We start from the raw sequence: 12,810 nt of genomic DNA, 5'->3' as shown, positions 1-12,810 counted from the left end.
CCCGCCTGAGCGCGCGCACTCCGGGCGCGCGCTCACCGGGCACGCGCTCGCCGTCCCGACGACGGACCGGGGAACGGCACGCCGCCCCCGGTCTCCCGGAAACGGCCTCTCACCTGCTCCTGCATCTGTCGGGCTGACAGGATTTGAACCTGCGACCCCTTGACCCCCAGCTAACGTGCTCGTCGATCGAGCGCGTCCACGCGCGTCCACAGCAGTGGAGGCGTCAGCTAGCTCTGAACCACCGGACGAGTGTGGACAGGTAGGGACAGCCTGCGTTGGGGTCACGGACTGGGGTCAGGGACGCTCCCTGTCTCTGCGCGTTCGGCGCGGTCATCTGGACCCGCATCGAACGCGAGCGTCATCCTTCGCTTCTACGGACTGACCCCTCGAGGGGAAGTCCTCCTCCAGACGACTGCGATGGAGTGACCGCGGATCGTCGATCCCAGGGAGAAGGAGCCTGCGGGTCGCCACGACGAACTGCGCCAACGCGCCGGACTCCTGGGCAAAGAGGCTGGTGCGACGCTCGCGTCAAGCAGTTCAAGCAAGGGCGCGAAGTCGAGGGCCGGCTCCACGCTCGGCAAGGGGTGATCGGTGGTGGTGGGCTGCGCGAAGAGGCCGCAGCCCGCCACCACTCCTCTACGTCCGGCGCGGCTCACGCCACCGCGGATGCGTCCGCTCTACGTTCAGGACGTGCGCAGGAAGCGGCAGCCCATCGAGAGCAAAGTGACCTCCCTCGCGACGGTCCTGATCGCGGCTGCGATCTTGGTCGTCGGGCTCGTGCTCATGTACCTGTCGGTGCAGGGCTGGGCGGAGGGGATCTGGGAGGCGTTCCTGGGCCAGGTCGGTGGGCTGCTCGTCGCGTCCGGCTTGCTCACGGTCGTGTGGGACCTGTTCGGGCGGCGATCCTTCGCGACGGAGGTGCTCGCGAAGGCGAAGCTCTCCGCTGACGTCGTCGAGTCCGGGATCACGCGCGTGACCGACCAGTACCTCGACGACGTCGAGTGGAGCGACCTCTTCGAAGGTGCAGCCCACATCGACATCGTCGTGGCCTACGCGAACACGTGGCGCAACACGCACCGCCAACGTCTCGAACGCGTCGCGAGAGCGAAGGACTCCCGCATCCGGGTGTTCCTTCCGGACCCGGACGACCCGCAGACGATGAGCAATCTCGCCCAACGCTTCGACACCACCCCGGAGTCGGTCGTGGCCAAGATCAACGAGGCGATCATCGAGTACAAGTCGCTCGCTCAGCCCGGCGGAGGAGTCGTCGAGGTGTACGTCAGAGCAGGTGACGCGCTGTTCAGCGCCTACCGCTTCGACGGTCGAGCGGTGCTCACGTTGTACTCGCACGGTCGGGAACGTCGGACCTCTGTGCCAACCTGGGTGCTGGCAGGCGGTGAACTGTTCTCCTTCGTGCGACAGGAGATCGACGCCATCTGCGACCAGAGCACTATTCGGTAGGAGGCAGCCCCACATGGCCGCGATCAAGCAAGACGTCGTGGTGCGGCGTGCCGACATCGACGATGACTGGCTCGAGCACGCGCGAACGGTCGAGTCGATCGGATGCGACATCGAGACGACGGGCCTGAACTGGCGGAGCGACCAGATCCGCACTATCCAGCTGGCGACCGACTCTTCGGTAGCCATCGTCCAGGTAGGTCACGGCGACCGGCCCGAGCGCCTGATCGACCTTCTCTCGGACGGCACCGTCACCAAGGTCTTCCATCACGCACCGTTCGACCTGCGCTTCCTGGTTCGAACCTGGCAGGTCGCGCCGGCATCCATCGCGTGCACCAAGGTGGCGGCGAAGATCGTGGAGCCGGGCCTTGCCAGCGAGATGTACTCGCTCAAGCCGACCCTGAAGCGCCTGCTCGGGGTGGCGATCGACAAGACGCAGCAGGTATCGGACTGGTCGGCCCACGACCTCTCCCGTGAGCAACTCGCGTATGCCGCGAACGACGTGCGCTACCTCGTCCCGCTCCTCACCGAACTTCGGGGACGAGCGGTCACACAAGGGGGGGTCACCGACATGCTTGAGGCGTCGTTCGAGTACCTGCCAACACGAGCGAAGCTCGACACCCTCGGTGTCGGCGACGTCTTCCAGTACTGAGGCTTCGGGTTCCCGACAGACCGGAGGGACGACTGCCTCTGCTGCACGATTCCCCTCACTGCCCGGTTGTCTCGACGCTACCGGGCAGACTGCGCCCGCGAGGTCGCTTCAACGGAACTCGCACCCACTCCTTACAGCCACACAACGCGTGCCCACCAGACTCCCGCCGCGCCAGTGAGCATTTGAACAGTCGCGACACTTACTGACTAACGCCACAGGTCGTCCGACCTCAGCCTGGCGTCCGCAAACGACCGCTTCAGGACGCACTCGCTACGGTCGGCCAGTGCAACTCGGGACGCTTCGGGCTGGCGGACGCTGCTCCGAGGACGAGCACCGGTGCGCGTGCACCGACCGCGGTGTGGCCGCCCCGCGCGGCACTGCACCGACTGCGGGACCTCCTGGGACGAGGAGTGATTCCCTCAGCCCAGCTGTGCGTCAGACTCGCCACGCTGACGGGACGTGAACTGCCCGCCCGTGCGCACGCCCGCCGGCACGCGTGCCCGACCTCCTGCTGCCGGCCGCGGCGCCGGCGCGCTGGCTCTCCCGGCGGCCTCGACGAGCTGGGCTGCGTGTGCGGCGTCTGGGTTGTCGAAGGCTCGGCGCATCAGGGTGATCTCGCTGCCGTGGATGCCCATGCTCTCGGCCAGGTCCCGCCACTGGCCGACCGCCGCCGCGACCTGGCCGATCTGCTCGAGCGCCTGGGCTCGGTCGAGACGGAACGCGTCGGCGAGCTCCACGGCGTCGGAGAGGTCGCCGCCGCCGGGAACGATCGGCATCGCCGGGGTGGAGCCCTCGGGGTCGGGGTTCATGTCGAACGCGGGGCTGAGCACCCATCCGTCCTGGCGGCGCAGGAACCCGTGGTTGCGCAGGTGGTTGTCGGTGTTGTTGATCAGCGCGCTGAACACGCAGCGGCGGAACAGCTCGTGCAGGTCCTCCTCGGGCGCGGCCGAGCCGGTCTCCATCTCCTCGGCCAGCTCGACCGCGGACAGGTCGTCGGTGCGCTCGTGCGCCTCCATCATCGTCATCGCCGACACGTAGCCGATCCGCCGGTCACCGTCTCGGTCGAAGCGGTCCAGCACCAGGACGTTGCGCCCTGCGACGGTGATCAGCGCGGAGTTCGGCACGGCGATCCCCGCACGCGCGGCCAGGTCGAGCGCGACCTTCTCCCACGCCATGACGTCCCAGTCGTCGGAGCCCTTGCGCGGGAACTTCGCGATCTGCAGCGCCCCGGCGTGGTCCCGCACGGCAGCCTTCGGCCGGGCACCGCCGAGAGACCCGCCGGCGTCGACGAGGTCGCGCAGACCGGCGTCGAGGTCGGGGTCGGCCAGCATCCGGTCGGTGAGGTCGAGCAGGCGGGGCAGGTCGACCAGGCGCGGCACGCCGCGGTCGGCCGGCGAGAGGTACTCACCGTCGCGGGTGTAGCGCAGCGCTCCTTGGCGCAGCTCGTCGTGCACGCCGAGCAGGAAGTCCGCCGAGAGCAGAGTGCGCGGGGTCGCGCCGGCGTCATCGGCGCGGGAGCGCTCGGCGCGCCGCAGCAGGCCCTGCCCCCATCGGTCGGGCGCGGAGTCGGCCATCGACCGGAACACGGGCTCCCCGCCGGTGTGGAAGGGCCCGGGCTGCAGGGGCAGTGCCGGGTCGATGGCGTAGGCGCGCCGGTCGCGCAGGAAGGCCTCGGCGTAGACGAAGGTGGCGCTCTCGTTCCGGCCGCTGGCATGGGTGCGCAGAGTGCCGGCCTCGACCTCCTCGCCGTCGGGCAGGACGACGTGCACGGTCACCGGGCCGGTCATCGGACACCTCGCGGGGTCCGCACCCGCTCGGGGAGCCGGTCGCCGGCGCGCGCTCGGCCGCGGTCGGTGTTCATGGGATCGAGCGCTGCGGTGAGGTCGTCCAGGACGCCGAGCACCCGGGCCAGGCGCAGCACGCTCTCGGTGCTGGCGGACTCCCCCTGCTCGATGGAGCGCAGGGTGGCGACCGAGATCCCGGCCCGCTCAGCGGCCAGGACCTGGGTGATGCCGTTGAGCTTTCGCCAGGTCCGCAGGTGCTCGCCGAGGGCGCGCAGGGACCGGCTCACCGCGGTGGGCGTGCGAGATGTCGCCATGATCGCCTCCTAACGCCAGGAATCATACGCCTTTTGGGCCATAAAGCACAGTATTTTTGGGCTTACGGTAGGCGTACTAGTCCTCGCACCGGCACGTGGTGCGACGGGCACGTGAGCGTCGTCGCCCGCCGGACGGCAGCATCGGACCCGCTGGGCAAGGGCCCTCCAGACACGCCGAGAGGCCGCCTCCGGTGATCCGGAAACGGCCTCTGACCTGCGACTCTACGTCGGGCTGACAGGATTTGAACCTGCGACCCCTTGACCCCCAGTCAAGTGCGCTACCAAGCTGCGCCACAGCCCGATGGCCCTCGGAGGGACCATCACGGCCCCCGCAGGAGCCTCGGAAACTCTACCGCATGCGAACGGTCCCGCTGTCCCCCGCGGGCAGGTGGGCGCGCCACGCGGCGGCGACGACCGCCAGGCAGCCGGCGGCGACGACCGCGCCGGCGAGGAACATCTGCGGGTAGGCCCACCGCGTCGACAGCCACGCGAGGACCGCCGGGACGAAGAACCCGAGGTACGCGGCCGAGTAGTACACGGCCGTGAGGCCCGCGAGGTCGTCGGGCGTCGCGATGCGCTGCACCTCGGAGAGCCCGGCGACGAGCGCCAGCCCGTAGCCGGCACCCAGCACGGCGGCGGCGACCAGGACCATCGGCAGGGCGAGGGTCGCGGCGGCCCGGGCGGCGAGCCCCATGCCGACGACCAGGGTGGCCAGGGCGACGACGGACGCCCGGGCGCTGTGCCGGGTGTCGACGAGGCGGGCGACCGACTGCACGGCGAACCCGACCGTGAGGGTGACGACGGTGAGCAGGGCGGAGAAGGCGATCGGGACGCCGCCGGCGCGGGCTCGCATGAGGCCCGGCAGCACCGCGTACGCGCTGCCCACGGCCCCGAACACCCACGGCGCAAGCGGCAGCACGACCCGCAGGAACCGGCGGTGCCCCACGGCGGGGACGCGCAGGTCGTCCCGCAGCCGCCCCCGCGGCGCGCCGGGCTGCACCGGGTGCGTCTCCGGGACCGTGAGCACCGCGAGGCCGGCGAGGACCGTGACCACGGCGTGCACGAGGTACGGCGTGCCGGTCCGCCACGGTCCCCACTGCGCGAGCACGCCCGCGATGCCGGCGCCGAGCAGGAACCCCGCGGTGAGCGCGAGGGACGCCCGGCGCGCGCCCGCCTGCGGGGATCCCGCCGCCGCGCACAGCTCCGCCACCCACGTCGTGCCGACGGCCATCACCAGCCCGAGCGCCAGCCCGGACAGCACCCGCCCGGCCGCCAGCGCCGGCACCGAGGCAGGACCGAGCGCCAGCACCAGCGATCCGACGATGCCGAGCGGGGCCGCGGGCAGCAGCAGCGGCCGCCGGCCGTACCGGTCGGACAGCGGGCCGCCGATGAGCAGCGCGGGGACGATGCCCACCACGTAGGCGGCGAGCAGCGCGTCGACGGTCAGGACCGACAGGTGGCTGACCTCCCGGTACATGACGAGCAGCGGCGTGAACTCGTTGCCGCCCCACGCGACCGCGAACATCAGCGCCCCGACGCGCAGCCAGGTGCGGGCGGCCACGCCCGTGCCGCCGCCGACCACCCGGGCCGTGGTCGACGCCGTGGCCGGAGCGAGGTCCGAGGTCGTACCCGGCGCGGTCACCGGGCCACCTCCGCCCGGTCCGGGCCCGCACCGGCGCGCTGCAGGTGCGCCTCGTGCAGGTGGGCCCGCAGCCGGTCGCGGAACACTGCGGCGTCCCCGGCCTCGATCGCCGCGACGAGCCCCTCGTGCCCGGCGACGAACTCCGGCGCCCGCTCACCGCGCGCGCCCACGGACAGCGCCACCATCCGGCGCTGCCGCTCGCGGAGCGTGACGGAGAAGTCCGTCAGCACCGGGTTGCCGCCGGCCGCGACGACCGCCAGGTGGAACGCCGCGTCGTGCGTCGCGTACGCGTCCAGGTCGCCCGCGGCGAGGGCCGCGCGCTGCGCGTCGACCAGCCCCCGCAGCTCGGCGACGAGCCGGTCCCGTGCCGCGTCCGACCCCACGACCACGTCGACGGCGTGCGACTCGAGCAGCACCCGCGCGTCGACGACCGCCTCCGCCTCCCCCGGCGCCACCGGCACCACGAGGGCGCCGCGCTTCGGGAACAGCCGCAGCCACCCCTCCGTCGACAGCCGCAGGAACGCCTCCCGCACCGGCGTGCGGCTCATCGCCAGCTCGGCGGCGACGTCCCCCTCGCTGACCATCTCCCCCGCCGGGAGCCGCCCGGACAGGAGCGCGTCCTTGACGTGGCGGTACGCGAGGTCGGCGGCGGGGACGGCGGGAGGCGACTGCATGGTTCTTACATGTATCTCTTTTGCATCTCTGATGCGAAGCACGTCCGAGGCGTGGACGGCGGACGGCCACGCCTCAGCGGGCGGCGCGAGGGGTGCCGGCGGTGCCGGCGGTGCCGGCGGTGCGGGTGTCCCGGGCCGCGGCGTCCGCCGCGCTGCCGTCCCCGCCGGTGCGGCCCCGCAGCACGTCCAGCTCGGCGGCGACCACCCCGAGCAGCACGAGGTCGATGACGAGCCCCGTGACGGCGCTCCACTGGTCGACCCGGAACAGGAAGATCTGCGTCAGCAGCAGGTTCACCAGCACGGCGCGCCGGAACCACTCGTACCCGCGCCGTCGGTCCCGCCCGACCAGGCGCAGCCCGACGGCGGAGCACACGAGGGAAGCCGCACCGCTGGCGAGCATCCCGACGAGCGCCCACCACGGCAGGTCGACGCCGGACGCGACGAGCACGACGCCCCGTCCGACGGTGTACAGGGTGGCGACCGCCAGCACGCCGACGGTGACCCGCGGCAGCCAGCGCACGCGCACGATCCGCCGCGACGTGGCGACGACCGCCCGGGACACCGCGCTGATCGGGTCGGGCAGCTCCCGCGCGTCGTCCTCGACGGCGTCGAGCAGCGCCCGCACCTCGGCGGCGCCGCGCACGTCGCCCGCCGCGTCGGCGAGCTCGCGGGCCTGCCGGCGCGCCCGGTGCGAGAAGCCACCCGCCAGCCCGGCCACCGCGAGGTCCGCCGCGGCGGCGAGGGTCTCGTGCGGGTCGCGCGCCCGGCGCCCGTGGATCGTCTCACCCACCAGCACGAGCAGGACGACGACGACGTAGATCAGCGACGCGGTCGGCTCGTAGAAGTAGTCGTTGTCCGACGTGACGAACTTGCCGATCTCGTCGATGAACAGCCCGAACCCGATGCCCCCGACCAGCGCCGCCAGAGGCCGCACGACGGGTCCCGCCCACGACAGCACGGCGACCACGGCGACGGCCATCAGCAGCCCGCCCCACAGGACGTGCGCGATGTGCAGCCCACCGCCGCCCAGCTGCGGGAACCCGGTGAGGGCCAGCGCGCCCCGCGTGACCAGCACGGTCAGGACGGTGACGGCCAGGAACCCGGCGACGTGCCGCGGCCCGGCCGGGTCGCGCGGCAGGCCCAGCACGAGGACCGGCGAGCGGCCGGCGAGCAGCGGCCGGTGGGCGGCCACGCCGGTCCCCGGCGCGCCCGCCCGCTCGAGCTGCTCACCCGCACCGCGGGCCGCGCGGGTCACCGCTTGCGCTTCTCCCGCACCCGGACCGAGATGGAGATCGGCGAGCCCTCGAACCCGAAGGTCTCGCGCAGGCGGCGCTCGATGAACCGGCGGTAGCCGGCCTCGAGGAACCCGCTGGCGAAGATGACGAACCGCGGCGGGCGGGTCGACGCCTGCGTGGCGAACAGGATGCGGGGCTGCTTGCCGCCGCGCAGCGGGTGCGGGTGCGCGGCGACGAGCTCGCCCAGGAACGCGTTGAGCTTGCCGGTGGGCACGCGGGTGTCCCACGACTCCAGGGACTTCGTCAGCGCGGGGACCAGGCGGTCCGTGTGCCAGCCGGTGCGCGCAGAGAGGTTCACCCGCGGCGCCCACTGGATCTGCACGAGCTCCTTCTCGATCTCGCGCTCCAGGTACGGCCGGCGGTCCTCGTCCATGAGGTCCCACTTGTTGTACGCGATCACGAGGGCGCGCCCGGCGTCGATGACCTGCTGGATGACGCGCGTGTCCTGCTCGGTGAGCGGCTGCGACGCGTCGAGCAGCACGACCGCGACCTCGGCCTTCTCGATGGCGGCCTGCGTGCGCAACGAGGCGTAGAAGTCGGCGCCGGACGTCTGGTGCACGCGGCGGCGGATGCCCGCGGTGTCGACGAACCAGTACGGGACGCCCTTGAGCTCGACGAGCTCGTCGACCGGGTCGCGCGTGGTGCCGGCGACGTCGTCGACGACCACGCGGTCGGTGCCGAGCACCTTGTTCAGCAGCGAGGACTTGCCGACGTTCGGCCGGCCGACCAGCGCGACGCGCCGCGGGCCGCCGGGGCGGGCGGTCCCGTGCTGGGACACCGTGGGCAGCGCGGCCATCGCGGCGTCGAGCAGGTCGCCCGTGCCGCGGCCGTGCAGCGCCGAGACGGGGTGCGGCTCGCCGAGGCCGAGGCTCCACAGCTCGGCGGCGTCGGCCTCGACCCGCGGGCCGTCGACCTTGTTGGCGCAGAGCACGACCGGCTTGCCGGACTTGCGGAGCAGGCGGACGACGCGCTCGTCGGTGGCGGTGGGCCCGACGGTCGCGTCGACGACGAACAGCACGGCGTCGGCCAGCGAGATCGCGACCTCGGCCTGCTCGGCGACGCGCGCCTCGATGCCCGCGACGTCGACCTCCCAGCCGCCCGTGTCGACCAGGGTGAACCGGCGGCCGGACCACTCCGCCGGGTACGACACGCGGTCCCGCGTGACACCCGGCTTGTCCTCGACGACGGCCTCCCGGCGCCCGAGGATGCGGTTGACCAGGGTGGACTTGCCGACGTTCGGCCGCCCGACGACCGCGAGCACGGGCAGCACCTGGTAGGCGCCGTCCTCGTCGAGCTCGCCGCCCTCGCCGGACAGCAGCGCGACGTCCTCGTCCTCGAGGTCGTAGTCGGCGAGGCCGGCCCGCAGCGCCCGTTCCCGCGCGGCGTCGTCGTCGGCCTCGGTCGTCACGTCGGTGCCGTCGAACGGCTCGGCGTCGATCGGCTCGGCGTCGATCGGCTCGGCGCCGCCGGGGTCCCCGGCGACCTGCTCGTCGAGGTCGACGATCTCGTCCTCGACGGGTCCGCTGGTGGTCGGCTGGGCCGGCTCGCTGTCACGCATGGGCACCATTGTCCCTGACCGCGCGCCCGGCGACGAACCGCGCCCCGCTCAGTCCGTGGGGAGCTCGAACCGGGCTCGGGCCGAGGCGTCGGCCACCAGGGCCGAGAGGGCGTCGCGGATCTCCTCGATCGCCGCCGCGGTCACGTCCCGGCGGGACATCCCCGGACGGCGCTCGACGTGGACCGGCGCGCCCAGCTCGACGTGCAGCCGCCGGCGCAGCCCCGGGATGTGCCCGACGGACTCCCCCGTGCGCCGGGTGCCGAGCATCGCGACGGGGATCACCGGCGCGTGCCCGTTCACCGCGAGCCACGCCACCCCGGCCCGGGCGCTGGCCGCGTCGCCGCGCCCGCGGTTGCCCTCCGGGAACACCCCGACCGCGCCGCCGCGCTGCAGCACCCCCAGCGCGGCGGTCAGCGCCGCTCGCCCGCCGCCGGTGCGGTCCACCGGGATCTGCCCCGACGCGCGCAGGACCGCGCCGATCGGGCCGCGGAACATCTCCTCCTTGACGAGGATGTGCACGGGCCGCGGCACGACACCGGCGAGGATCGGACCGTCCACCACGCTCGTGTGGTTGGCCGCGAACAGCACCGGCCCCTCGGCCGGCACGTGCTCCGCCCCGACGACGCGCGCGTCCCACACCCCGTGCGCGAGGACCCGGCCGATCCCCCGCGCCCACGCCGGCATGTCCCGGACGGGCTCGCCTCCGGTCACGCGTGCAGGTCCGCGGTGCGGGCCACGACGTCGAGCACGGCCTGCACGGTCTGCTCCAGGTCGAGCTCCGAGGAGTCGACGGTGACGACGCCGTCCGCGGCCACGAGGAACTGCGAGACGGTCGAGTCGTCCGCGTCCCGGCGGACCACCTGGTCGCGGGTGGCCTCCACCGCGGCGGCGTCCGCCGTGCCGTGCACCTCGCGGGCGCGCCGGGCGAGCCGGGCCTCCTCGCTGGCGGTGAGCAGCAGCCGCACGTCGGCGTCGGGAGCGATCACCGTGGTGATGTCCCGGCCCTCGGCGACGACGCCGCGCCCGCCGGAGAACGACGAGGACGCCGCCTGCGCCGCGATCTCGTCCCGCTGCCGGCGCCCGAGCTCCGCCCGGACCTCCAGGTTCGTCGCGACGGCGCTCACCGCGGCGGAGATCGCCGTCTCGCGGATCGCCTCGCCGACGTCGTGCCCGTCGACGTGCACGCCGGGCTGCCGCGGGTCGACACCCATCACGAGCGGCATCCCGCGGACCAGCTCGGCCACCGCGTCGGTGTCCGTCAGCGGCACACCGCGGTGCAGCGCCCACCAGGTCGCCGCCCGGTACATCGCGCCCGTGTCGAGGTACGCGAGCCCGAGCCGCTCGGCGACCATCCGGGACACCGTCGACTTCCCCGAGCCGGACGGCCCGTCGATCGCCACCACCACCGGGCGCCGGGCGCCCGTCTCCGTCGCCGCGTCGTCGCGCGTCACCGGACCAACCTCCATCCGCGGGCCGTCAGCTCCGCCTCCAGGTGCGCCGAGCGCGCGGGGTCCACGGACACCGACGCCATGCCGACGGGCCGTCCCGCCGCGTGCTCGAGCTGCAGCTCCTCCAGGTTCACACCCGCCGCGCCGACGTCCGTCAGCAGGCGGGCGAGCTCTCCGGGCTGGTCCGGGACCAGCGCCGTGACCACCGCGTACCGGCGCGGTGCGCCGCCGTGCTTGCCGGGCACCAGGCCGACCCCGGCGTTGCCGTCCGCGAGCAGCCGCGCGATCCGCGCGAGGGCCCCGAGCTCGACGTCTTCCGGCCCGGAGGCCTGCGCGGCGCTGCCCAGGGCGGCCAGCACCTCGTCCAGGTCCGCCCGCAGGCCGGTGAGCACGTCCCGCACGGCCTCGGCGTTCGCCGCGAGGATCGACGTCCACAGGGCCGGGTCCGACGACGCGATGCGCGTGACGTCCCGCAGCCCCTGGCCGGCCAGCCCGAGGGCGTCCGGCTCCGCGCCCCGCAGCCGCGCCGCGACCAGGCTCGCCGCGACCTGCGGCACGTGCGACACCACGGCGACCGCGGCGTCGTGCGCGTCGGCGTCCATCGTGACGGGCACCCCGCCCAGGTCGGTGGCGAGCGCCCGCACCGCCAGCAGCGCCTCGGGCCGGGACTCGCCCGAGCCGACGACGACCCACGGCCGCCCCACGAACAGGTCCGGCACCGCCGCGGCCGGGCCGGAGCGCTCCCGCCCCGCCATCGGGTGCGACCCCACGTAGCGCGTGAGGTCCGCGCCGGCGGCCCGCAGCTCGGCCAGCACGTAGCCCTTGACGCTCGCCACGTCCGTGACGACGGCGTCCGGGTGCGCGGCGAGCTCGGCCCGCACCACGTCGGCCGTGACGTCCGGCGGCGCCGCGACCACGACGAGCGCGGGCTCCGGGTCGCCGTCGCCGGCCGGCCGGCCCGCGCCGACGTCGCGCGCGAGGGCCAGCGCCGTGCGGGACGGGTCGTGCAGCGTCACGTCGACGCCGCGGGTGGTCAGCGCGAGCCCGACGGACGCGCCCAGCAGGCCGGTGCCCACGACGCGGACGGGGCCGCGGGTCGCGACCCCGCCGTTCGCCGCCGTCACATGCCCACCGAGGTCATCAGCGAGCCCACCTCCGCCTTCCCGAGCACGCGGGTGCGGCCCGGGGGCAGGTCGCCGAGCTTGATGGGGCCGATCTGGACGCGCAGCAGCCGGGTCACGGGGTACCCGACCTCCTCGAGCAGGCGGCGGACCACGCGGTTGCGGCCCTCGTGCAGCACGATCTCCACCAGGCTCGCCTGCGGCGTCTGGTCGATCAGCCGGAAGTCGTCGACCGCGACGACGCCGTCCTCGAGCTCGATGCCCTTGCGCAGCCGCGCGCCGATGCCGCCGGACACCCGGCCGTCGACCGTCGCGAGGTACGTCTTGGTGACGCCGTGCGACGGGTGCGACAGGCGGTTCGCCAGCTCGCCGTCGTTCGTCAGCAGGATCAAGCCCTCGGAGTCGGCGTCGAGCCGGCCCACGTGGAACAGCCGCTCCTCACGGCCCTGCACGAACTGGGCGAGCGACGGGCGCCCCTCCGGGTCGTGCATCGTCGAGACCACGCCCAGCGGCTTGTTCAGCGCGATGGTGATCATCGACTGGTCGAGCTGCAGGCGCAGGCCGTCCACGTGGATGACCGACGTGAGCGGGTCGACGCGCACACCGAGCTCCGTCACGACCTGGTCGTCCACCGACACGCGGCCGGCCGAGATCAGCTCCTCGCACGCGCGGCGCGAACCGAGGCCCGCCTGCGCGAGCACCTTCTGCAGCCGGACGCCCTCGGGGTCGTGCACGTCGACCGTCGGCTCCGACCGGCGGCGGGGTGCCGCCGGGCGCGACGGGCGGGAGGGCCACTTGGAGCCGGGACGGCCGATGCCGCCCGCGGGGCTGCGCCGGTCGCCGCCGGGACGCCCGCCGCCCTGG

12 protein-coding genes and 1 tRNA gene are annotated in these 12,810 nt (G+C 73.9%); 2 read left to right on the top strand and 11 right to left on the bottom strand.

What is annotated here, in order from left to right; genetic code table 11:
- The first annotated feature begins 666 nt into the window (after nt 1–666).
- Together KJP73_RS18010 and KJP73_RS18005 are read left to right on the top strand one after the other, a co-directional pair.
- Nucleotides 667–1,461, top strand: a complete 795-nt coding sequence (locus KJP73_RS18010; RefSeq protein ID WP_213284252.1) for a hypothetical protein — start codon at nt 667–669, stop codon at nt 1,459–1,461.
- 13 nt (nt 1,462–1,474) lie between these two features.
- Nucleotides 1,475–2,110 carry a ribonuclease D gene (locus tag KJP73_RS18005; RefSeq protein WP_213284251.1) on the top strand — a complete coding sequence of 212 codons (636 nt, stop codon included), beginning with the start codon at nt 1,475–1,477 and terminating at the stop codon, nt 2,108–2,110.
- Nucleotides 2,111–2,529: 419 nt separating this feature from the next.
- Here the strand turns inward: KJP73_RS18005 and KJP73_RS18000 are convergent, their stop codons facing one another.
- The 11 genes from KJP73_RS18000 to KJP73_RS19410 form a co-directional block, all read right to left on the bottom strand.
- Nucleotides 2,530–3,897 (bottom strand): type II toxin-antitoxin system HipA family toxin, encoded by a 1,368-nt coding sequence (locus KJP73_RS18000; RefSeq protein ID WP_213284250.1) that lies wholly within the window; start codon nt 3,895–3,897, stop codon nt 2,530–2,532.
- Nucleotides 3,894–4,208: a helix-turn-helix domain-containing protein gene (locus KJP73_RS17995; protein WP_213284249.1), complete on the bottom strand. Its 315-nt coding sequence runs from the start codon at nt 4,206–4,208 to the stop codon at nt 3,894–3,896. The genes KJP73_RS18000 and KJP73_RS17995 overlap by 4 nt, the downstream gene beginning before the upstream one ends.
- Before the next feature lie 227 nt (nt 4,209–4,435).
- Nucleotides 4,436–4,509, bottom strand: a tRNA-Pro gene (locus KJP73_RS17990).
- Between the two features lie 48 nt (nt 4,510–4,557).
- A complete protein-coding gene (locus KJP73_RS17985; protein ID WP_249669521.1) occupies nt 4,558–5,850 on the bottom strand; it encodes an MFS transporter in 1,293 nt (430 codons plus the stop codon).
- A complete protein-coding gene (locus KJP73_RS17980) occupies nt 5,847–6,524 on the bottom strand; it encodes a GntR family transcriptional regulator (RefSeq protein ID WP_213284248.1) in 678 nt (225 codons plus the stop codon). The genes KJP73_RS17985 and KJP73_RS17980 overlap by 4 nt, the downstream gene beginning before the upstream one ends.
- A 73-nt stretch (nt 6,525–6,597) precedes the next feature.
- Nucleotides 6,598–7,779: a hypothetical protein gene (locus KJP73_RS17975; RefSeq protein WP_213284247.1), complete on the bottom strand. Its 1,182-nt coding sequence runs from the start codon at nt 7,777–7,779 to the stop codon at nt 6,598–6,600.
- Complete coding sequence (gene der, locus KJP73_RS17970) at nt 7,776–9,377, bottom strand: ribosome biogenesis GTPase Der (RefSeq protein WP_213284246.1); 1,602 nt, start codon at nt 9,375–9,377, stop codon at nt 7,776–7,778. Before der ends, KJP73_RS17975 begins: the two co-directional genes overlap by 4 nt.
- 48 nt (nt 9,378–9,425) lie before the next feature.
- Nucleotides 9,426–10,088 (bottom strand): lysophospholipid acyltransferase family protein, encoded by a 663-nt coding sequence (locus KJP73_RS17965; RefSeq protein WP_249669520.1) that lies wholly within the window; start codon nt 10,086–10,088, stop codon nt 9,426–9,428.
- Complete coding sequence (cmk, locus tag KJP73_RS17960) at nt 10,085–10,843, bottom strand: (d)CMP kinase (protein WP_213284245.1); 759 nt, start codon at nt 10,841–10,843, stop codon at nt 10,085–10,087. The genes KJP73_RS17965 and cmk overlap by 4 nt, the downstream gene beginning before the upstream one ends.
- Entirely contained in the window at nt 10,825–11,949 is a 1,125-nt protein-coding gene (locus KJP73_RS17955) for a prephenate dehydrogenase (RefSeq protein ID WP_213284244.1), read from the bottom strand. Before KJP73_RS17955 ends, cmk begins: the two co-directional genes overlap by 19 nt.
- Nucleotides 11,946–12,680: a pseudouridine synthase gene (locus KJP73_RS19410; protein WP_249669519.1), complete on the bottom strand. Its 735-nt coding sequence runs from the start codon at nt 12,678–12,680 to the stop codon at nt 11,946–11,948. Before KJP73_RS19410 ends, KJP73_RS17955 begins: the two co-directional genes overlap by 4 nt.
- Nucleotides 12,681–12,810 lie beyond the last annotated feature (130 nt).

The organism is Cellulomonas hominis (genome assembly GCF_901521055.1).
Classification (GTDB): domain Bacteria; phylum Actinomycetota; class Actinomycetes; order Actinomycetales; family Cellulomonadaceae; genus Cellulomonas; species Cellulomonas endometrii.
Note: the sequence above shows the minus strand (reverse complement) of the source record. Positions and strands in the feature narration are given on the sequence as shown.